Annotated in this window: 17 protein-coding genes; 8 read left to right on the forward strand and 9 right to left on the reverse strand. The window is 57.1% G+C overall.

Annotated elements, in window-relative coordinates; genetic code table 11:
- Positions 1 to 19: 19 nt before the first annotated feature.
- From ED661_RS04395 to ED661_RS04415, 5 genes are all read right to left on the reverse strand, one after another.
- On the reverse strand, positions 20 to 532 hold the full coding sequence (locus ED661_RS04395) for a CarD family transcriptional regulator (RefSeq protein WP_009809189.1): 513 nt from the start codon (positions 530 to 532) through the stop codon (positions 20 to 22).
- 334 nt (positions 533 to 866) lie between these two features.
- On the reverse strand, positions 867 to 1,205 hold the full coding sequence (gene fdxA / locus ED661_RS04400) for a ferredoxin FdxA (protein ID WP_122072740.1): 339 nt from the start codon (positions 1,203 to 1,205) through the stop codon (positions 867 to 869).
- Between the two features lie 64 nt (positions 1,206 to 1,269).
- Positions 1,270 to 1,644 carry an RNA-binding S4 domain-containing protein gene (locus ED661_RS04405; protein ID WP_122072741.1) on the reverse strand — a complete coding sequence of 125 codons (375 nt, stop codon included), beginning with the start codon at positions 1,642 to 1,644 and terminating at the stop codon, positions 1,270 to 1,272.
- Between the two features lie 6 nt (positions 1,645 to 1,650).
- On the reverse strand, positions 1,651 to 4,608 hold the full coding sequence (locus ED661_RS04410) for a helicase-related protein (protein WP_122072742.1): 2,958 nt from the start codon (positions 4,606 to 4,608) through the stop codon (positions 1,651 to 1,653).
- Between the two features lie 64 nt (positions 4,609 to 4,672).
- Positions 4,673 to 5,242 (reverse strand): tetratricopeptide repeat protein, encoded by a 570-nt coding sequence (locus tag ED661_RS04415; protein ID WP_122072743.1) that lies wholly within the window; start codon positions 5,240 to 5,242, stop codon positions 4,673 to 4,675.
- A gap of 141 nt (positions 5,243 to 5,383) precedes the next feature.
- Between ED661_RS04415 and ED661_RS04420 the strand changes: the two genes are divergently transcribed.
- From ED661_RS04420 to ED661_RS04440, 5 genes are all read left to right on the forward strand, one after another.
- Positions 5,384 to 5,674, forward strand: coding sequence for an SCP2 sterol-binding domain-containing protein (locus ED661_RS04420; protein WP_122072744.1), 291 nt, complete (start codon positions 5,384 to 5,386; stop codon positions 5,672 to 5,674).
- Positions 5,674 to 6,639 (forward strand): alpha/beta fold hydrolase, encoded by a 966-nt coding sequence (locus tag ED661_RS04425; protein WP_122072745.1) that lies wholly within the window; start codon positions 5,674 to 5,676, stop codon positions 6,637 to 6,639. Before ED661_RS04420 ends, ED661_RS04425 begins: the two co-directional genes overlap by 1 nt.
- A gap of 184 nt (positions 6,640 to 6,823) precedes the next feature.
- Positions 6,824 to 8,644, forward strand: coding sequence for a M3 family oligoendopeptidase (locus ED661_RS04430; protein ID WP_122072746.1), 1,821 nt, complete (start codon positions 6,824 to 6,826; stop codon positions 8,642 to 8,644).
- A complete protein-coding gene (locus tag ED661_RS04435) occupies positions 8,644 to 9,114 on the forward strand; it encodes a GNAT family N-acetyltransferase (RefSeq protein WP_122072747.1) in 471 nt (156 codons plus the stop codon). Before ED661_RS04430 ends, ED661_RS04435 begins: the two co-directional genes overlap by 1 nt.
- Before the next feature lie 25 nt (positions 9,115 to 9,139).
- The gene (locus ED661_RS04440) at positions 9,140 to 9,991 is read left to right on the forward strand and encodes an aminoglycoside phosphotransferase family protein (protein ID WP_122072748.1); all 852 of its coding nucleotides are present in this window, start codon (positions 9,140 to 9,142) and stop codon (positions 9,989 to 9,991) included.
- A gap of 576 nt (positions 9,992 to 10,567) precedes the next feature.
- Here the strand turns inward: ED661_RS04440 and rpoH are convergent.
- Together rpoH and ED661_RS04450 are read right to left on the reverse strand one after the other, a co-directional pair.
- Positions 10,568 to 11,464, reverse strand: a complete 897-nt coding sequence (rpoH, locus tag ED661_RS04445; protein ID WP_122072749.1) for an RNA polymerase sigma factor RpoH — start codon at positions 11,462 to 11,464, stop codon at positions 10,568 to 10,570.
- Between the two features lie 150 nt (positions 11,465 to 11,614).
- A complete protein-coding gene (locus tag ED661_RS04450) occupies positions 11,615 to 12,655 on the reverse strand; it encodes an RluA family pseudouridine synthase (protein WP_122072750.1) in 1,041 nt (346 codons plus the stop codon).
- On the opposite strand from ED661_RS04450, the gene ED661_RS04455 reads away from it, so the two are divergent.
- Complete coding sequence (locus ED661_RS04455) at positions 12,654 to 12,956, forward strand: DUF6476 family protein (protein WP_122072751.1); 303 nt, start codon at positions 12,654 to 12,656, stop codon at positions 12,954 to 12,956. The genes ED661_RS04450 and ED661_RS04455 overlap by 2 nt on opposite strands.
- Before the next feature lie 567 nt (positions 12,957 to 13,523).
- Here ED661_RS04455 and torT read toward each other — a convergent pair.
- Positions 13,524 to 14,564: a TMAO reductase system periplasmic protein TorT gene (gene torT / locus ED661_RS04460; RefSeq protein WP_162930036.1), complete on the reverse strand. Its 1,041-nt coding sequence runs from the start codon at positions 14,562 to 14,564 to the stop codon at positions 13,524 to 13,526.
- Between torT and ED661_RS04465 the strand changes: the two genes are divergently transcribed.
- Positions 14,545 to 17,310: an ATP-binding protein gene (locus tag ED661_RS04465; RefSeq protein WP_162930037.1), complete on the forward strand. Its 2,766-nt coding sequence runs from the start codon at positions 14,545 to 14,547 to the stop codon at positions 17,308 to 17,310. The two genes, torT and ED661_RS04465, sit on opposite strands and share 20 nt — an antisense overlap.
- Here the strand turns inward: ED661_RS04465 and ED661_RS04470 are convergent.
- A complete protein-coding gene (locus tag ED661_RS04470; protein ID WP_371412396.1) occupies positions 17,280 to 18,086 on the reverse strand; it encodes a response regulator in 807 nt (268 codons plus the stop codon). The genes ED661_RS04465 and ED661_RS04470 overlap by 31 nt on opposite strands.
- A gap of 12 nt (positions 18,087 to 18,098) precedes the next feature.
- Here ED661_RS04470 and ED661_RS04475 point away from each other — a divergent pair, with 12 nt between their 5' ends.
- A complete protein-coding gene (locus ED661_RS04475; protein ID WP_122072754.1) occupies positions 18,099 to 20,768 on the forward strand; it encodes a molybdopterin-dependent oxidoreductase in 2,670 nt (889 codons plus the stop codon).
- Positions 20,769 to 20,824: the final 56 nt, after the last annotated feature.

Here is a 20,824-nt window from a genome sequence, read left to right on the forward strand (position 1 = left end):
CCACAGTTTGGGAAGGCGATCAGGCCGCGACGCGAGAGGTCAAAACATCGCCGACCTGCTTGGCCGCGAGGATTTCATCACCACCGGCAACGGCGGCCACTTCGCGGGTCAGACGCTCAAGAGCCGCTTCATAAAGCTGGCGCTCCGAGTAGCTCTGCTCGCGCTGATCATCGGTGCGGTGCAGGTCGCGGACCACTTCTGCGATGGCAATCAGATCACCTGAGTTGATCTTCTGCTCATATTCCTGCGCCCGGCGGGACCACATCGCGCGCTTGACCTTGGCTTTGCCCTTCAGGGTTTTCATCGCCTGCGCAATCACATCAGGCGAGCTGAGCGAGCGCATGCCCACCTCAATTGCTTTATTGGTCGGCACCCGTAGCGTCATCTTGTCTTTTTCAAAGGTGATCACGAAAAGCTCCAGCGCAAAGCCGGCCACTTCCTGCTCCTCAACCGAGATGATCTGTCCAACACCGTGCGCGGGATAAACCACATATTCGTCAGGGCGGAATGCAAGCTTCTTCGATTTTGTCATACAGGTCTTTCCTTGCTCTAGAAGCCGGGCCGCACCAAATGCAACAGTCCCGACACAACAACGGCAACGCTATCGCCCCCGATCCGCATAGCAGGTCAGGTGGTCAATCGTCACCGTGGTCTATTTCCCCAATCCGCGCCCTAGATCAGTCATGGCGCGCAGTATGGGTTCCATTTTCATATACATCTGACGGAGATCATATCACAAAAAGACCCCCTCCGAAAGGCGGGGGTCGTCCTGTTCAGGCCCTTCAGCCCCAAAATCAACCAAAAACTGATGATTATTGAACAGAAAGCACATTACTTTTCTGCACCCCCCGGCGTTGATAAGCGGCTCAACCGCCCTCGCCGGGAGCTTCGGAGAAGTACTTCTCCAGCTTTCCTTCTTCGCCATCGCGCTCTTCGGCGCCTGGCATCGGGTCCTTTTTGGAGACGATCACTGGCCACATTTCCGAGTATTTACGGTTGAACTCGACCCATTTATCCATGTCTGGCTCGGTATCTGGGCGAATGGCATCCGCGGGGCATTCCGGTTCACAAACGCCGCAGTCGATGCATTCATCCGGGTGGATCACCAGGGTGTTTTCACCCTCGTAGAAACAATCCACCGGGCACACTTCGACACAATCGGTGTATTTGCAGGCAATGCAGTTATCCGTAACGACGTAGGTCATGCGGGCTTCGTCCCATTTGCTGTTTGGCCACTAGCTAGTTCAGACTCGCGCCATCTTCAAGATGTCACGTGAAGTCCTGCTGCCGAGAAAGATCGAGTGCCCTGCGAGTTTTCTTGTCAGGGCGCCCTTTTCCTTCAAATCGCGGATTTGCAGGCAGAATGTCCTGTTTTGGCGTCTTATCAAGATAAAGCGCCTGTGCCTCGGGGGCTGGACCACGGCGTTCACCGATGGCCACGACCTCGACCACACGAATCTGTCGCCCCTGAGGAAAGGTCAGAACGTCACCCGCAGTGACGTTCTGAGCCGTTTTTGTAATCTTGGAGCCGTTTAGGCGAATATGCCCGGCGCCGACCTGTTTGGCTGCCAGGCTGCGGGTTTTGTAAAACCGCGCATGCCAGAGCCATTTGTCGACCCGGATTTTTGCCGCCTGAGGCTCCATCCGGGATCAGTTGCCCTGCTTCAGCCCCATCAGAGCTGCGGCAAAGGGGTTGTCCGGATCGATCTGCTTTTCCTTCTTAGGAGGACGGGCAGAGTAGGTTTTGCCGCCCTGTTGCTGCGGACGGCCTCCCTTTTTGCCACCTGGCTTGCCAGCAGGGCGGCCACCGGGTTTGCCGCCAGCGCGGTCCCCGGAGCGTCCCTGACCACGGGGCTTGCCGCCACGACGGTCCTGACCATCCTGGCCACCGGCACCTTCGGCGCTTTGGGATTGGTTGCCACCCTGACCACGGCGTTGGCCTCGGTTGCCGCCGCCCTGACGGGCACGACCACCCCAAGCGAAGGTAAAGAAAACCTCCATCTCGGCCGGAGTTTCAGCAGATGCCGTGGCTTCAGCTGAAGTCTCGGCGGTCGCCTCCTCAACTGCGGCTGCGGCCTGTTCAGTGGCGACCTCTGGTGCGGGCGCCTCATCAGAGGCCGCCTCAGCTGCTGGAACCTCATCAGGCTTGGCTTCTGCGGCAGTTTCTTCTGCGGTTTCGGCGACTGCTGCCTCTGCATTGGTGGCGTCTTTAGGGGCCTCAGGGGCCGCTTTGACCTTGGCGCGTTCGCCTTTTTCGGCGCGATAGCCCAGACCCTGCATCAGATCGGCAAATTGTTCCAGCGTCATGCCGGTGATCGACAACATATCTGCCTTGGCTTCAAAACCACCACGGCTGTCCTCAGAGCGCAGCATGTCGGCCAGACGCTCCAGCATGTCGATGCGGATCATCCGCTCGCCTGCTTCGCGGTAGCCGGACATGGTGTCATAGCCCTGCGGCGCATCTTTGGCGGCAGGTACAGTGACCAGACCGGGAGGCGGTGCCTCGGGGAACTCCTGCACACCATTGGCCAGCGACCAAAGCACCAGACGCAGACGCGTCGGAGCAGGTTTCAAAAGCAGTGGCATGAAGATGGTGAACTGGCCAAAACGGATACCGTGCTTGCGCAGCGTGCCGCGCGCCTCCTGATCCAGATCTTTGACTTCCTGCATCACCGCGTGACGCGGCAGCAGGCCAAAGCCTTCGACCAGACGGAAGGCAAACCCACGGGCCAGACCCGTCAGCTCTTCGTCCTTTTGCAGGTTGATCAGCGGTTCAAAAAGGGCCTGAACCTTGCGTGAGATGAAATGCTGCAGGCGGCGTTCCACCTTTTGAGCAACATCTGCACCAGCGGCATCGTCAACAAAGACCTCGACCTGCGGGCTGAGCGGGTCAGCACCTGCTACCAGTTTACCAACGGCAGCGTCGCCCCACATCAGGCCACCCTGTTCGGTGAAGTCGATCTCGGTATCGGGTGCATTGTAGAAACGGTCTGCGCGCAGATGGAATTGCGGCGCCAGCGCCTGCAGCGAGGCAGACTTCAATGTCTTTGCCTCGGCGCCCTGCGCGCTTTTGTCCGGGGTAAACCGGAACCCGTCCAACCGTCCGACAAATTCGCCTTCGACGGTCACTTCACCCTTGTCATTCACTTCGGCCAAAAGGGCCTCCTTCTGTTTGAGCCGGCGCAAGAGCACGGATGTGCGCCGGTCCACAAATCTTTGAGTCAAGCGCTCGTGCAGCGCGTCTGACAACCTGTCTTCTACAGCGCGAGTCACCCCACGCCAATGGCTTTCGTCACGCAGCCAGTTTTTACGCTGTGAGACATAGGTCCAGGTGCGAATAAAGGCCAGTCGCTTGGAAAGTGTGTCAATATCGCCATCCACCCGGTCGATCCGTTTGATCTGACGCGCCAACCAATCGTCCGGAATCACGCCACCACCGTGCAAATACTCGAATATCCCGCCTATCAGGGAGGCATGTTCCCCGTGCGAGATGCCGCGAAAATCCGGAATACGGCAGACATCCCATAACAGGCGCACCGATTGGGCATTGGTTGTGCGCGATATTATGCCGCCGTCGCGCGACAGGAACTTCAACGCTCCCAGATCATCCGCCTCGCGGGCGCGCACCAGCACCTCATCCTGCGGCAATGATTCGAGCGAACGGATCAAGGCCTCGACCGTGCCAAACTGCAAATCACTTGAGCGCCAGTTGAGCTTTTTCAGCGGTGTAAAGCGGTGCTCCATGATGGCCTCGGCCACCTCGGGCTCCAGCGGGCGGGCATCTCCGGTAACGCCAAAACTGCCATGGCTCATGCCGCGTCCCGCGCGCCCAGCGATCTGCGCCAGCTCATTTGGCGCCAGCGGACGCATCCGCCGCCCATCAAACTTGGAGGTGGCAGAAAAGGCCACATGGTCGATATCAAGGTTCAGCCCCATGCCAATGGCATCTGTGGCCACCAGATAGTCGACCTCGCCATTCTGATAGAGCGCCACCTGGGCATTGCGGGTGCGTGGGCTCAGCGCCCCCATGACCACGGCCGCCCCGCCCTTTTGCCGTTTCAGCAACTCGGCAATGGCGTAGACATTGTCGACCGAAAAGCCGACAATTGCCGTGCGCGGCGGCATCCGGCTGATCTTTTTGGAACCGCCATAAACCAGCTCTGACATCCGCTCGCGGCGTAAAAACTCCACCTCTGGCACCAGCGCCTTGATGGGGCCACGCATGGTATCGGCCCCCAGAAACAGCGTCTCATTGGTGCCGCGGGCGTTCAGCAACCGTTCAGTAAAGACATGGCCGCGTTCAGGATCGGCGCAGAGCTGGATCTCGTCGATGGCGAGAAAATCACAGCCCATGCCCGGTGGCATCGCCTCAACTGTGCAGATCCAGTATTTGGCGCGAGGCGGCACGATGCGTTCCTCGCCGGTGACCAGCGCCACTACTGAGGGACCGCGAATGGCAACGATCTTGTCATAGACCTCGCGCGCCAACAACCGCAGCGGGAATCCCATGATGCCGGTGCGATAGCCCAGCATCCGCTCAATCGCGTAGTGTGTTTTACCGGTGTTTGTCGGCCCCAAAACCGCCAAGATCCGCGATGCGCCTGTCATCTGATCAGCCCTTGTTCTGCTCTCTTCCTATAGGTCGTTTGTGACACTTAGAAATCAAGTCGGCTCAAAGATCCTTGCCTGCCACCTCGGGCCGCAGACGTTCCAGCGCGCTGAGTACTTCCTCGTGATGGGGATGTATAGCCTTGGCACGCAAATAGGCTTCATAGGCGCGTTTGGGATCACGGAATTGTTCAAACACCGTCCCCAAAGCGTAGATCGCATTGTAATCATTGGGGTTCAGCGCCAAAGCGCGTTCCAGATCCGCAACCGAAGGCCCATAGGCCCCTATTGCATGATAGGCGCGGGCGCGCTCATACCAGCCGCGGGCAAAATCCGGCGCGTGATCGGTCAGCGCCGTCAGATGTTCAAGAGCCGCGGGCAAATCCCCCGCAGCCATCGCCTTTGTGGCCCGAGACAACAACAGGTCCATCGCCGCAGAGCCGCTTTTGCGCCAAAGCGCCTGCAATTCCCGATCCAAACTCCGCGCTGCATCGGCATCAGCGGATATCAGCTGAGCCAGCAGGTCAGATTCTTGCGAATTTTCACCCGCAGAGATTGCCAAAGGCATGGAAATCGTGACTGTAAGCAGCGTTGCCGCCACGATAGCTTTGAGGTTCGATTGATTTGCGATCATGATACCCCAGTGTAACCCTGCGTAGCGTTTTTTCCAGTGCTGGAAGCAGACGCCTCACGCAAAATTGCAGTTTCCCCGTGCGCCCCGGCGCACAATGTCAATTATGTGCACATCCTGCACCATGATCAAAGGACGACACAAATGAGCCAGACACTTGAACAGGCCGCCGCAGCCATGAACGAAAAAATGGCCGGCAGCGATTTCTCCGCCTCCGCCAAATTTGCAATCGAAGGCCTGGGCTCCATCATTCTGGACGGCAACGGCGCACGCGTCAGCGACGAAGAAGCCGATGTCACCATGTCCGCCGATGCAGAAACCTTCCAGGGTATCCTGACCGGTGAGGTGAACCCAACCAGCGCCTTTATGTCCGGCAAGCTGACGATCGATGGCGACATGGGCACAGCTATGCAGCTGGCATCGGCTCTGGCCTAATGGACAAAAGCCTGATGGACCTGACCCCAGCGCCCTATTTTGCTGAAATCGCAGAAGGACCCGAAACAGGACAGGCCCATTGGGCAACCACCAAAGATGGCCTCCGCATTCGCGTCGGTCACTGGCTGCCAACAGGTGAAGAACCGGTAAAAGGCACCGTGCTGATTTTCCCTGGTCGCACCGAATATGTCGAGAAATATGGCCCCGCAGCGATTGACCTGAATGCCCGTGGCTATGCCGCTCTGGCGGTGGACTGGCGCGGACAGGGGCTGGGGGATCGCATGTTAAGCGACCGCCGCCTTGGCCATGTCGAAGAATTTGGCGATTTTCAAAAGGACGTAGCTGCAGTGGTCAAACTGGCCAAACAGCTGAAGCTCCCTGAGCCCTGGTATCTGCTGGGTCATTCCATGGGCGGTGCCATCGGTCTGCGCGCCTTGATGGAGGGGCTACCGGTCAAAGCCTGTGCCTTTTCCGCGCCTATGTGGGGGATCCTCATTCCCAAAGCGATGAAGCCCATCGCCCGTATTCTTGGCGGGTTGGCGCCCTCGCTGGGGCTGAGCAACAAACGTGTTCCCACAACAACCGAAGGCCACTACGTGGAAACCGCGCCCTTCAAAGGCAATACCCTGACCAATGACCCGGCGATGTATCAGTTGATGATTGACCAGCTCAGGGCCGAGCCCGATCTGGTATTGGGCGGCCCCACCATCAACTGGTTGAGCGAAGGTCTGAAAGAATGCGAAGCCCTGGCCGAGCATCCCTCTCCCGTCCTGCCCTGCCTTACCTTTCTTGGCTCGCAAGAGCAGATCGTCAACAGCGAGGCGGTGAAAGAACGCATGTCCCGTTGGCCTGGTGGCGAGCTCGACCTAATTGATCCGGCCCAGCATGAAATTGTCATGGAAGACAGCGAGATCCGCCGCAGGGCCTTTGACAAGATGACCCTGCTGTTTGGCCAGTACCGCTAGTCAGATAGCGACGCTCTGATCTCGCCCGCCTTCGGCAGAATTTCCCGAGGTGTGCTTACCACAAATTCGCACAATAAATCCAGCCCCGCCCCGGTCTTCGGCGCGGGGCTTTGCTTGTGATCTCGCCCTACGGCCCTTAGATGTTGTGCAACGTAAAAACAGAGATGCCCGCCAAGGAGCCCCCATGCAGCAACTCCCCTTTCCCGTCCGCGATGCCAATGCCAGCTCTGGTTCAGATGAGCTGGGCAATCTGCCGGTATGGGACCTTACTGATCTCTACGCCGCCGATGATGCGCCAGAGCTCGCCCGTGATCTGGATTGGCTGGAGCAGGAATGCAGCGCCTTTGCCGCCGACTATGAGGGCAATCTGGCCGCTCTGGATGCCGCAGGCCTGCTGGATTGCGTGCTGCGCAATGAAAAGATCAATTCTATTGCCGGGCGCATCATGTCCTATGCGGGTCTGCGCTACTACCAGCTGACCACGGATGCCGAGCGGACAAAATTCATGTCCGACTGCCAGGAGAAGATCACCATCTTCACCACGCCGCTGGTGTTTTTCACCCTGGAAATCAATCGCATCGAAGACGAGACACTGGCAGCCCATTTTGCCGCCAATGCCGATCTCGCCCGCTACAAGCCGGTGTTTGATCGTATCCGCGCCATGAAACCCTACCAGCTCTCGGATGAATTGGAACGCTTCCTGCACGATCTGGGTGTTGTTGGTGACGCCTGGGAGCGACTGTTCGACGAGACCATTGCAGGCCTTACCTTTACCGTTGATGGCCAAGAGCTGAACATCGAAGGCACCCTGAACCTGCTGACCGAACAGGACCGCAGCAAACGCGAAGCCGCTTCGCGCGAATTGGCGCGGGTGTTTCAGGAAAACCTCAAAACATTTGCCCGCGTGCACAACACCCAGGCCAAAGAAAAAGAGATCATGGACCGCTGGCGCGGCATGCCCACGCCGCAGACCGGCCGCCATCTGTCCAACGATGTCGAGCCCGAGGTGGTCGAGGCCCTGCGCGAAGCCGTGGTCGCCGCCTACCCCAAGCTGAGCCACCGCTATTATGAGCTGAAACGCAAATGGCTAGGGCTGGACCGCATGCAGGTCTGGGACCGCAACGCACCGCTGCCCATGGAAGACACCCGTGTGGTGGACTGGGAACAGGCCGAAAAGACCGTGATGGAGGCTTATGAGACCTTTGATCCCCGCATGGGCGAGATCGCCGCACCCTTCTTTAGCAAGGGCTGGATCGATGCGGGCGTGAAGCCCGGCAAGGCCCCCGGTGCCTTTGCTCATCCCACTGTCACGGACGTGCACCCCTATGTGATGCTGAACTACCTGGGCAAGCCGCGGGACGTGATGACCCTGGCGCATGAGCTGGGCCATGGCGTGCATCAGGTGCTGGCTGCCGAACAGGGCGAGATGCTCTCCTCTACCCCGCTGACCCTGGCGGAAACCGCCTCTGTCTTTGGCGAGATGCTCACCTTCCGCAAGATGCTGGACAAGGCTGAAACCAAGGAGGAGCGCAAGATCCTGCTGGCGGGCAAGGTCGAAGACATGATCAACACCGTGGTGCGCCAGATCGCCTTTTATGATTTTGAGTGCAAACTCCATGCCGCCCGCGCTGAGGGCGAGCTGACACCGGATGACATCAACGCGCTGTGGATGTCAGTGCAGGCCGAGAGCCTGGGCGAGGCCTTTGACTTCATGGAGGGCTATGAGACCTTCTGGTGCTATGTGCCGCATTTTGTTCATTCGCCCTTCTATGTCTATGCCTATGCCTTTGGTGATGGCCTGGTGAACGCGCTTTACTCAGTCTATGCCGAGGGCGGTGAGGGCTTTGAGGACAAGTATTTTGACATGCTCAAGGCCGGCGGCTCAAAGCACCACAAAGAGCTGCTGGCGCCCTTTGGTCTCGATGCCTCGGACCCCAAGTTCTGGGACAAGGGCCTGTCGATGATCTCTGGCATGATCGACGAGCTGGAAGCCATGGAAGACTGATGCCTCTCCGCCTCAGGCCCGTTGGTCTCCAGGAGCTTGATCTGGTCCACCATATTCAGGTGGAACCCGATCAGACCCTGTATTCCGGCACCGTGAGGCAGGCTTTTGAAACCGCAGAAGATGGCGTGGATTTCCACGCCATTTTTTTACAGTCTAAGGCCATCGGCTTTTTCAAGATTGACCGGGCCTATGGGCTCGCTCAGGCGGATGAGTTGGGGTTGCGGGGCTTCATGATCGACCGCCAGCACCAGAAAAAGCGCTATGCGACGCGAGCGCTACAGGTCTTGCCTGACTACCTACACCAGCATTATCCCTATCAAACCGGCCTGGTCCTGACTGTGGATCTGCAAAACCTCAATGCGCTCAACCTCTACCGCAAGAACGGCTTTTTAGACTCTGGCGAAATGCACTTTGGCGGATTGTTTGGCCTACAAAGGGTTATGCGGATGCCATTCCAGATCACCGAGTAGCCCAAAGAAGGGACGAGGAAGCAGTATGGATCACAACGCAAAACCTGCCCTTCCGGCAGAGCTGATTTCATCCTTCCAAATCACCCAGGCCATTTTGGTGCAGACCGTGCCACGGGCGCAAATCTGGCAGGTCGAAACACGCCACCATGGAAGAGCCGCGCTAAAATGCTACACCTCGGGGCATATGGGTAATGAAGCCTCTGGGTTTCCCTTCCTGGCCCAGGTGCAGGGGCCAACTGCAACAATCTACCAGATCACCCCGAATGCAGTATTGATGGAATGGCTGGATGGACCGTCCTTGGGGGATATTGCCCGAAGGGGCGAAGGGGACGTGGCCGACAGGACGCTGGTAGAGGTCGCCGTAGAAATACACCGCCAAACCAAGGAACTGGACATTCCTGGGCTGCTGCCACTCGCACATTGGTTCCAGGCATTGCAGTCACCGCTTTCAGACCTGGCCCTATCATCACAGCACAAAGGCGCCATGCGCAGGGCGCAAAACCTTGCAGAGGGGCTGCTGGCCAGCCAGGTGAACATCCGTCCGCTGCACGGGGATTTGCACCATGAGAACATCCGCCTAGGTCCGCGTGGTTTTTGCGCCTTCGATGCAAAAGGCATCCTCGGTGAGCGCTGCTATGAACTCGCCAATGCCTTTCGCCACCCAACGGGGCTCAAGTGCCCCCTGTCTGCCGCAGATCTTATAGGGCAGCGCGCCCATCATTGGGGACAGGCCTTCGACGTCTCACCAAAGCGTTTGTTACAATGGGCCAGCGCAAAATGTGCTCTGTCCCTCGCTTGGCGCAAAGGAACAGATCTACAAGGCGACCCTGATCTGGATTTGCTGGACCAACTGCTCACGGTTCAGTCCAGACTCTAAACGTTATCTCTCAATGCACCGCTCTTTGCATGCCCAATTATGAGAGTTCCGATCAAGTACCTGAGTATTACTATCAAGTATTTGAATTTGCACGATTTTTCCCAAAACCCAATTGACGACTCACTCTCACACCGTTATCCAGAACACAGGAACTGCAGCTAGCCGGATCGTCAGGCAGCAAGCAGCAAGCTACTCCAGCCAGTCCGGGCCTAGCCGGGACACGCCAGACAGCCAGCTAAGCCAGCAACTTAAACGCTCTAAGCCAGCCGTTCCGCTGTGTTCAGATTTTGGACCCTGTGGGATTTGAAGCCAGCCACCTGTGACTTCAGCCACCGCCTGTCAGGCCTTATCCTCGGACCGTCCGACACGCCAGGCCCCTCGCTCGCCAGCCCTAGGCCAGCCCGCAAGGTATCCGACCCAGCCCTTCTGGACCCCTGCCAGCTGTTAATGTGCCAGCCCTCCCAGCCCGGGTCAGGTCTCCTCTGAACCTCCGACCTGCCATAGAAAACGGGCGGAACCAGATGGCTCCGCCCGTTTGTTCATTCCTGACTGCACCCAGGCAAAACCTGGTGGCCGTTAATGCGCCGCCAGCATGCCCTTGGCAGAGGCCAGTTCGCGCATTTTCTTTTGCAGTTTCTCAAAGGCGCGCACTTCGATCTGACGGATCCGCTCGCGGCTGACATTATACTGCGCGCTCAGCTCTTCCAGCGTCTGAACCTTCTCCGCCAAACGGCGCTGGGTCAGAATGTCCTTCTCGCGGTCGTTCAACACCTCCAGCGCCTGGCCCAACAGCTCGCGACGGGCTTCCAGCTCATCACGGGCTTCATAATCGCCAGCCTGATCAGCGTCTTCATCCTCAAGCCAATCCTGCCACTGCATGGTACCTTCGCCCTCGCTGCCAACAGTGGCATTGAGCGAGGCATCGCCACCAGACATGCGGCGGTTCATCGAGATGACTTCGTCTTCGGTCACGCCCAGATCATGGGCGATCCTGGCAACGTTTTCAGGACGCAGGTCGCCCTCTTCCAAAGCGCCAATCCGAGCCTTGGCCTTGCGCAGGTTGAAGAACAGCTTTTTCTGCGCCGAGGTGGTGCCCAGCTTGACCATCGACCAGGACCGCAGGACATATTCCTGGATCGAGGCGCGGATCCACCACATGGCATAGGTGGCCAGGCGGAAGCCCTTTTCAGGGTCAAAGCGTTTGACCGCCTGCATCAGGCCAACATTGGCCTCAGAGATCACTTCGGCCTGCGGCAAACCGTAACCACGGTAGCCCATGGCAATTTTTGCGGCGAGACGCAGGTGCGAGGTCACCATCCGATGCGCGGCACCAGAGTCCTCTTTTTCCACCCAGGCCTTGGCCAGCATGTATTCTTCTTCCGGCTCCAGGAGCGGGAATTTGCGGATTTCTTGCATATAGCGGTTCAAACCGCCTTCGGGGGTCGGTGCGGGCAGATTTGCGTAATTAGCCATTCAAACGGTCCCTCCCAAGATGTTTACGGGCTTAACATTAAGTCATATGGGTTAGCGCTAAACACCTTTCAAGGGGTGCCTACAAGAAACACTATATATTTCACTCCCAGAACTATCTGTGACATGCGTCACAGATAGTTGCAAAAACAATCAAGCTTTTACAACGGGTTGAGAAAGAGTCAAAATCAGAGAGGCCATATCTTCAGGCAGCGGCGCTTCAAATCGCAGATCCTCGCCGGTCACAGGGTGCACAAACCCGAGAACCGCCGCATGCAGGGCTTGCCGGGGAAAGTTCTGCACTGCGGCAATAGCCGCCGGGGTCAGAGACTTGGCTGCCAGCTTGCGTTTGCCACCATAGGTCGGATCACCAACCAGCCCATGTCCCGCATGGGTCATATGAACCCGGATCTGGTGAGTGCGTCCGGTTTCGAGCCAGCATTCAATCAGGGCCGCCACGGGTGGATTGCCAAAGGGCTCGACAATGCGGGCGCGTGTCACCGCATGACGGCCGCCCTGAAACAAAACCGCCTGGCGCTGACGATCATGTTTGTGTCGTGCCAATTGGGTGGTCAGCTTCAGGATATTGCCCGGTTCAAAACTGGTGCCCTTCACGCCACGTAGGCGCGGGTCATTGGCATCCGGCACCCCGTAGCAAATGGCGCGGTAATAGCGCTCAACCGTGTGTTTCTCAAACTGCTGCGCCAATCCCTGATGCGCCGCATCCGATTTGGCCACCACCAAGAGCCCGGAGGTCTCCTTGTCGATGCGGTGCACGATACCGGGGCGCTTGACCCCGCCTACCCCGGACAGGTTATCGCCACAGTGATGCAACAGAGCATTGACCAAAGTCCCCGATGGCGTTCCCGGCGCCGGATGCACCACCATGCCCGAAGGCTTGTTGATGACGATCAGATCATCGTCCTCAAAGATCACATCCAGGGCGATATCTTCGGGGCCAATGTGGCTGTCCTCGGCCTCCTCTACAGTGATGGAGATCACAGCGCCCTCAGCAACGCGCGCCTTGGCATCCTGTACCACCGCGCCATCCACCGACAGGCTGCCAGCCTCGATCAGCCGCGCCAGCCTTGTGCGCGACAATGTCGCTTCCGCTGGAACATCCCGCGAAACCGCTTTATCAAGCCTCTTAGGCGGGTCTTCCGCGATGATAAACTCAATCTGGCGGCTGCCCATGACTGATCCTTCCGAGCCTGAAATTCAAGACGAGCCGCCGCAGCTCAAGTTCCTGCGTCGGCTGGTGACCACATTGACCGTGGTGATGATTGGCGGGCTTGTAGTGGTAATTTCCCTGCTTGTCATCCGCTTGTCCGCGGATGGCCCCAGCCTGCCCGCAGAAATCACCCTGCCTGCAGGCACCACTGCCCAGGCCGTGACCTTTGGGTCGGGTTGGATTGCAGTAGTGACCACAGAAAACCAGATCCTGATTCTGGACCCAGCCTCTCACACGGTACGGCGAACCATCGATATCAAGTAACACTAAGTCCGGCCAGGATCTAATACCCGACAGGACAATTCCCAACTCGGGTCAGACCTGACACAGACCAGATAGCGTATAACGATCGCCGTCACGAACAAGGCACAAAACCAAATAAATATTAGGGTGAAATGGTCCCACCTCCGCGGCTCGGACGGAGACCTCCCGATCCACAATCAAATAATTTTTAGGAGTTTTCAAAGCCAGTTCAGAAAATAGAACACCTTAGTCGGAACAAAATCAAAGGAAATGGGCCGCCTTGCTCGGCTGCCCCAAGGTTGCGCGTCAGACAGGTGAACGCAGCCATTCAAGCCTCCGGAGACTGAAGCCCACATACTGCACTGCGCACCAACATCAGCGGGGCGCAGGAAGTGACCTTTGTAAAGTTGTGACTCCCGTGGCATGACGCGCTGGTATCGGTCCAAACCTGCCATTCGTCTCCCTCGTTGATGCTGCGGTTGCAGCCCGTCTAGCTGAGTTTCCAACTCCGTGCGGCTTTCGAGTTCATGGCTGTGCAAATGGATGGCCTCACGTCATCCCAGAGCAGTAGCAAACCGGTAATGAAGGCTACTGAATTTCCGGAAAAAAAACAGAAGGCGAGAGAGGTGCTGTCATCTTGCTGCTTTCCTTGTGGTTAAAGAGCCTGATTTCCGGCCCGGCAAGGCCTTCTTTGCGACCCGTTTGCAGGACCCTAAGAGCCTGTTTGAGCGCAAGCTCTCCTTGTTGCACCGGGTCGTCAAATGGAACCGCTAATACTCTTTCGTTCAGGATGCTGCGCTTGATCGTATGGCTGATATAGGTCGAGACCAATTCCACATCCGTGTACAGGCCCGTGACCTCTCTCAATCCGATTATTGCTTCCACCGCTGGCGCGCTGCCAATCAAAAGGTCAATGTCAGGAACGCTTGCGAATGCCTCTTCCACTGCATTGAGCTGTTGGCGTAGCCCTGTGTCTGCGCTGAACACAGCAACAATTTCGACACTGCCGCCCTTCAACCCTTCGCGCAGCCCCAGTTCAAGCGGCGCGACCCAACCGGATTCAGCTGGGCCGGAAATCAAAACGGCACGTTTTTGTGCCGTACCAAAGGGATGCATCATTGCCAGGAAATCGCCAAGAACCTGTCCCATTTTCTGCCAATCCACTCCGATCCGCCCCGAAAGATCCTCACTGTGCAACTCGTTCACTAATCCAAAAACGGGAACGACCTCAGCGACTTCATGAATTGCCGTCAGCAAATCGGGATGGTCAGATGATACAGCGCCGACAAGAATAGCATCTACACCCTGGGTGGAGCATTTCTTAAGCTGGGCGACCTGATTGTCTAGAGATTGATAACCGCCCGCCTCATAGAACAAAAGATCAACGGCATGAATGCGCGCCTCGTGCTCGAGCCCATAGCCCACACTGAGCCAGTATTCGTCCTTGAAGTGTGGGACCAGAACACAGACCGAAAGTTGTTGGTCTTCAGCCCGAACTACGAAATTTTCGGGAAAAAGACCTACCGCAAGAACGAGACTGACGATTGCAGTTGCAAATCGCCGCGCGTAGGCTCTCGCCATGCGACGCCAATCTTTCGATAAGAAACTAATGCTCGTTTTCTCGCTCATGGGTTTTCTGGCCATCATGGTGGGCATCGCGGCTGTAGGCGTCAACCGTTATCTAGTACAATCCAATACCCGGCTCATTGAAGAGAATGGCCCGGCAATGGAGCTTTCTGGTCGTGTTGCGGCTGAGGCCGGTCTTGTGCGCTCGCTTGCCTCCTCGTTTGTGCAGGCCGACACGCAGTCGGCACAAGAAGAGCTGACTACCGCACTGAGCCAGACTGTCGGGCGTATCCAAAAAGGGATGCAGTCCTTGGAAGCGATGGTCGCGAAACCATCGCCGTCTCGTGAACAGCCCGACATCGATGCAATCCTGAACAGCATGGCCCGCAATGCACGCTACGCGCTTGATTTGAAAACATTAGCTCAAGAGGCTACTGTTGAGGTCGGGCAGACAGGGCAGGATCTTGCAGCATTGCTGGAAACTGAGCTTGATCTCGCCAGATTGAAAATCACCGCTACGATCGCAGATTTGTATTCCAATGATGGAACAGATCGGCGCGCTGAGCTTGACCGGCTGGCCGACCGGGATTTCTTTGCGTTCGACAGGTTGACTGAGCTCCTTCGCACCTCCGAAGCCACTCGCCTGACCTTGCATGAAGTCCCCCTTCTGAAAACGCCCGGTAATGTGGCTCTGGCTGGAGAAAAAATCCGGAGAAACCAAGCGCTGTTTGTGCGACGCATTCCCTTTCTTCCAACGAAAGGGGGGCGCGAAGAAGCACGCAAACTTCTGCGAAAACAAAGCGAAACACTTGAGGTGAATGGTTTACTTGAATTGTCAAAACGCAGATTAGAGCTGCGCACAAAGGTTGAGGTTGAAAGTAGACGATTGCTTGATGCCGTGGACGAACTTTCGTTGCGCGCCCAGGCGCTCCGGCACGATGTTCAGTCCGCAAGCCTTCTGCGAATCCAACGCAGCAACCTCCTTACCGGGCGATTGGCCAATGGGCTTTTGGTTCTGGTATTGATGTCCGGTTTGGTGGCCGCCTTCAGCTGGAGCTATGCCCGGCGCGAGCTGGTCACGCGGCTACGCTTGGTCGCGGACCGTGTGATCGACCTGGCGCGGGAGCGCTTTGACACTCCGATCGAAATCACCCGCCACGACGAGATCGGGCGCATGGAAAAAGCCATCAACGTATTGCGCCGCCGCACGATGCAAGCGGCTGAATTGCGCCTCTCGTTGGAAGAAGCTGTTCTGGCTCGCACAGGGGAAGTGGTTCAGGAGATGAAGGCTTCTGACGCCGCCCGCACGGATGCTGAAGCTGCCAACCTCAGCAAGTCAGAGTTCCTGGCGCGGATGAGCCATGAAATTCGCACCCCCCTAAATGGCGTGATCGGAATGCTCGACTTGCTTTTGGGAGAGGTGAAGGTCGAGGCACAGAAGGCGCGGATCAGCACGGCTCTTGTGTCAGCGCGTGAGCTTTTGGAATTGAGCAATGACATATTGGTCTATTCCGGCAGTGAACCAATGGCTGCGCGCACCAGCCCGGTCCATTTCAACCTTCGGGACTTTGCAGGACAGCTGGGCCATCATTTGACGGGGGATGCAAAAGCGAAGGGACTGACCGCCTCTGTTGATCTGTCGGCAGAAGGACCACCGGTTCTATTTGGTGACGTTGTCAAGATCAGACAGGTTCTCACCAACCTGATCTCAAATGCGGTCAAGTACACAAACGAAGGCGCAATATCGCTTTTGGTTGACTGCGTACTAACAGATGTCGGTGGCCAAATGCTCTTGACCTTTGTGCTGCAGGATACAGGTATCGGCATGTCCCAGGAGTTTTTGGTTCGGGCGTTTGATCCCTACACACGTACCGATGGTGCTAAAAGCAGTTGGACGGAAGGCACCGGACTTGGGCTGCCAATTTCGCGCAACCTGACGGAAGCGATGGCGGGGGCTCTCAAAGTGGAAAGCGAACCCGGCGTTGGCAGCCGCTTTACCCTCAGTCTGCCGGTCGCGTTGGGGGACCCCGACAAGATTGAACAACATGCGCATTTGCCCGTGGGCAATATTGAGAAAGCGGTTCTGGTGGTCGAGGATCATCCGGTAAACCGCATCGTTGCGCGCGGCTATCTCGAGCGTCTGGGATGTCATGTCACTGAAGCTGAGACCGGGCGGGCTGCTCTTGCAGCAGTAAAATCAGACCAGTTTGATCTGATCCTCGTCGATCTGGGCTTGCCCGACATCAGCGGTGAGGAGGTCATTAGGCGCCTTGCTCCACTTCCCGCAACAACAGTGGTGGCCGCCCTGACGGCACATGTCATTGAGGACACGGCACCTGAGCGCGAACGTCTGGGCGTTAAACGTATTCTGGCAAAGCCGATTTCTCCGCGCAGGTTGGTGGAGTTGATTGACGAGCTGCCACAACGACCAGAAACTGAAACCGCAGGAGATAGCCAGTTCGACGCGGTGTTGCACAGCATTCAAGACGATGTTGTTGATCTGGGGATTGAGACGACGACGCATGTGCTTTTGGAGCTCTGTGCAGATGTACCGGGTGCAATCGAGAAGATTGAAACAGCGCAGGCAGATGAGAGGAAACGTCTGGCGCACAGGCTAAAGGGCGCAGTGTCCAACTACAGGTTGGAGAGGCTCCGCGGTGTTTTAGCCCAATGTGAAGGAACAGATGGCAGTTTGTCGTCCGAGCAGCGCACAGATCTGCGTCGAGCTGCAAAAGAAGCGGAAGACATGTTAAAATCCGCGATGATCAGGGCGGGCCTTCAACCCGCGGCGGGATCAATGAAGCGATAACCTTGCCCATGAACGGTCAAGACCCAAGCTGGATTGCCTGGGTCTTCTTCGATCTTCTTGCGCAATCGGCCAACAACGACATCAATCGTCCTGTCGCTGGTACGCGTATGCTGACGACCAAGCAGCTCATCAATGCGCACACGGCTTAGTGTGATGCCGGGATTGTCGGTCAAAGCTTTCAACACGCCAAATTCTATTTCGGTCAGTGTCTCTGTTCTGGACTGGCTGACCAGACGGCGGCGGATGCGGTCAAAGCACCAGGGGCCGAAGGTGTCGATTGGTGCGGGACCTTCGGGAGCCTGTCCGATGTCACTGATCCGAACCAGCAGGTTTTTGATGCGGGCCGCAAGTTCACGTTTGTCAAAGGGTTTGGTGACATAGTCGTCCGCCCCCATTTCCAAGCCAACAATTTTGTCGACCTGATCATCGCGAGCGGTCAGAAGGATAATGCCAACCTTGGACAGAGCACGTTGTTCGCGAGTGATCGTCAGGCCATCTTTGCCGTCAAGATTGATGTCCACCAGCAGCAATTCGGCAGGGTCGTGCTCCAGCAGATGTTCCATCTGCTCTGCATCTTCTGCTTCCGTCACACGATAGCCCAGCTGCCGCAGATACCCAGCCAGCCGCATTCGCGATACCCGGTCGTCTTCGACAATGATGATATGCTGTGCCATGACGTCATGGTTACATTCATTTACAATTTCGCACAAAGCAAATTGCGCGGCGTCAACGAGACGAGGCCTCCTTCGCCACACAATCGCATCAAGATTGTCCAAGGAGGAATACCCATGACATTCATCAATCCAACCCGCCGTGCATTCCTGCAAGGGGGCGCTGCTGCATTTGGCGCAACCTCCCTATTGGGGACCACCGCACTTGCCTCTATCGACCCGAACTCGTTTTCGGGGCGCACATTCCACGCCAGCCACTATGGCCCCTTTGAGGCCGTCGTGCGTGACGGGAAACTTGTTGGCATCAACACCATGATGGAACTGGATGCCCGCCCGACTGAGATGCTGACCTATGGCGTCATGGACCGGACCTACGACAAGACCCGCGTCAATTACCCGATGGTGCGTAAATCTTACCTGGAAGGCTGGGAAAGCGGCGATACCAAACCTGAGCTTCGCGGCAAGGAAGAATGGGTCCGTGTTGATTGGGATACCGCGTGGTCTCTGACCGCCAAGGCACTTTTGGACACAGCCACGAACCACGGCAATGAAGCGATCTTCAGCTCGTCCTATGGCGGCTGGTCGAACGCGGGTGTGTTCCGCCCCAACGTTCTGCAGGGTCGCCTGCTGAACCAGATGGGCGGTTGCACCAATACCGCGGGTGACTGGTCAGCTGGCGCCGGGCAGGTTGTCATGCCGCATATCATTGGCGACATGGAGGTCTACTCGGCTCAATCCGCATGGGAAACCATCCGCGACAACACCGAAGTATTCGTGATGGTTGGCTGTGACCCAATCAAGAATAACCGCATTGAATACCGTGTGGCCGACCACGGCATGTATGCCCATTGGGAAGAGATCCGCGACAATGGCGTCAAGTTCATCTCTATCAACCCACAACGCACGGCCTCGGATGAATACCTAGGCGCTGAATCCACTGCGATCATTCCGAACACCGATACCGCATTGTTCCTGTCGATGGCCTACCACGCCTTGGAAAATGGCTGGGACGACAAGGACTACATGGCGAGGTACACCGTCGGTGCCGACAAATGGATCGCTTATGTAAAAGGCGAAACAGACGGCACGCCAAAAACACCAGCATGGGCGTCGAAAATCACCGGCATCGCGGAACAGCAGATCAAGGAGCTCTGTGAACTGATTGCCACCAGCAAGACCTGCATTGCGGGGTCCTGGGCGATCCAACGTGCACAGCATGGTGAAATGGCCTATTGGTCTATCGTCAACTTCCAGGCTTTGCTCGGTAAAATCGGCAAACCAGGCCAGGGCGTCGGCTTTAGCTGGCACTATGGTAATGGTGGCATGCCACAGGGCGGCAACGCGACTCCCGTCGGCCTGAGTCAGGGCCGGAACTTTGTGAAAAAGATCGTGCCAGCGTCACGCATCACCGAAGCCTTGGAAAACCCTGGCGTGGACTTCTTTTACAACGGGCAGAACAATACCTATCCGGACATCAAGGTGATCTTCAACTCCGGCAACAACTTCATGTCGCACCAGCAGGATACGAACAGACTTATTCGTGCCCTGCAGAAGGTTGAAACCATTGTCTGCGTGGATGTCTGGTGGACAGCAGCAACCCGTTGGGCTGACATCGTCATGCCTGCTGCGTCGACACTGGAACAGGACGATATCACCTCGGGTGGGACCTATTCGAACGACCGTGTCTATGCGATGAAGAAAGTGATCGAACCTGTTGCCGACAGCCTGCCCGATTATGAAATCTTCGAAGGGCTTGCCGATAAGCTGGGTCTGTGGGCGCAGTTCACCGATGGTGAAGACAAGATGTACCACATCAAAATCGCCTATGAAGCATCCGGTGCCGCAAAAGAGATCCCCTTCGAGGAATTCTGGGAAAAGGGCTATGCCCGTATGCCGGTGCCTGCTGAGGCCCGCAAATGGACCCGTCATGGGGCCTTCTTTGAAGATCCCGAAGCGAACCCGCTGCATACCTCATCGGGTAAGGTCGAGATGTTCTGCGAAACCATCGCTGACTTCGCGCTTGAAGACTGCCCCGGCATGCCGATGTGGATGGAGAAACACGAATACCTCGGCAACGCCAAGGAAGGCCAGCTGCACGTTGTCTCGCCACACCCCTGGTTCCGTCTGCACAGCCAGATGGCCAATTCGCAGCGCCTGCGTGATCTCTACATGGTCCAGGGGCGTGAACCGGTTCGGATCAATGCTCAGGATGCCGCGGACCGCGGTATCGAAGATGGCGATCTGGTCGAGCTTTACAACAAGCGCGGCACCGTCATTGCAGGCGCCGTTGTCTCGGATGACATCATGCCAGGCGTTGTTTCGATCTATGAAGGAGGCTGGCCACAGCTGGACAGCAAGGGTCGTGACAATTCGGGATTGGCGAACTTCCTGACCTCGACCCAGCGTGCCTCGGGCCTGTCAGAAGCCACCACGGCCAATACCGTGTTGATCGAGATGCGCAAATGTGAGGACCCGGAAGGTCCGAACATGGCCTATGACCCGCCTGCCATCATCGAGGACATGGAAATCGCCTCTATTGATGACGAGCAGCTTGGCCTGGAGCGTCTCGAAGCTCTGACATCAGCGCTTTATGCCGACATGACAGCAGGCGAAAAGATGTTCTTTGAACGCTGCACCGTCTGCCATGCCCCGCGTGAAGTGACCCATTACACGCAGCAACAATGGAAAGGCATCGTGCCCTCCATGTTTGAACGCGCTGGGCTGGAAGACAGCGAACGCGAACTTGTCATGGATTACCTGATGAAAAACGCGGCAGACGCCAAGTAGCGAACCCGGAGGGGGCGGCCCAACCGCCCCCTCTCTTCAACACCTGCTCAAAGCAG

Origin of the sequence: Pseudophaeobacter sp. EL27 (assembly GCF_900313025.1) — a bacterium.
GTDB lineage: Bacteria > Pseudomonadota > Alphaproteobacteria > Rhodobacterales > Rhodobacteraceae > Pseudophaeobacter.

Coding starts and splice junctions, on each gene's coding strand:
- ED661_RS04415 (WP_122072743.1), bottom strand. CDS start 5,242: ATGATCGCAAATCAATCGAACCTCAAAGCTATCGTGGCGGCAACGCTG.
- torT (WP_162930036.1), bottom strand. CDS start 14,564: ATGAGCGAGAAAACGAGCATTAGTTTCTTATCGAAAGATTGGCGTCGC.
- ED661_RS04425 (WP_122072745.1), top strand. CDS start 5,674: ATGGACAAAAGCCTGATGGACCTGACCCCAGCGCCCTATTTTGCTGAA.
- rpoH (WP_122072749.1), bottom strand. CDS start 11,464: ATGGCTAATTACGCAAATCTGCCCGCACCGACCCCCGAAGGCGGTTTG.
- ED661_RS04420 (WP_122072744.1), top strand. CDS start 5,384: ATGAGCCAGACACTTGAACAGGCCGCCGCAGCCATGAACGAAAAAATG.
- ED661_RS04395 (WP_009809189.1), bottom strand. CDS start 532: ATGACAAAATCGAAGAAGCTTGCATTCCGCCCTGACGAATATGTGGTT.
- ED661_RS04475 (WP_122072754.1), top strand. CDS start 18,099: ATGACATTCATCAATCCAACCCGCCGTGCATTCCTGCAAGGGGGCGCT.
- ED661_RS04450 (WP_122072750.1), bottom strand. CDS start 12,655: ATGGGCAGCCGCCAGATTGAGTTTATCATCGCGGAAGACCCGCCTAAG.
- ED661_RS04430 (WP_122072746.1), top strand. CDS start 6,824: ATGCAGCAACTCCCCTTTCCCGTCCGCGATGCCAATGCCAGCTCTGGT.
- ED661_RS04405 (WP_122072741.1), bottom strand. CDS start 1,644: ATGGAGCCTCAGGCGGCAAAAATCCGGGTCGACAAATGGCTCTGGCAT.
- ED661_RS04440 (WP_122072748.1), top strand. CDS start 9,140: ATGGATCACAACGCAAAACCTGCCCTTCCGGCAGAGCTGATTTCATCC.
- ED661_RS04410 (WP_122072742.1), bottom strand. CDS start 4,608: ATGACAGGCGCATCGCGGATCTTGGCGGTTTTGGGGCCGACAAACACC.
- ED661_RS04465 (WP_162930037.1), top strand. CDS start 14,545: ATGCTCGTTTTCTCGCTCATGGGTTTTCTGGCCATCATGGTGGGCATC.
- ED661_RS04455 (WP_122072751.1), top strand. CDS start 12,654: ATGACTGATCCTTCCGAGCCTGAAATTCAAGACGAGCCGCCGCAGCTC.
- fdxA (WP_122072740.1), bottom strand. CDS start 1,205: ATGACCTACGTCGTTACGGATAACTGCATTGCCTGCAAATACACCGAT.
- ED661_RS04435 (WP_122072747.1), top strand. CDS start 8,644: ATGCCTCTCCGCCTCAGGCCCGTTGGTCTCCAGGAGCTTGATCTGGTC.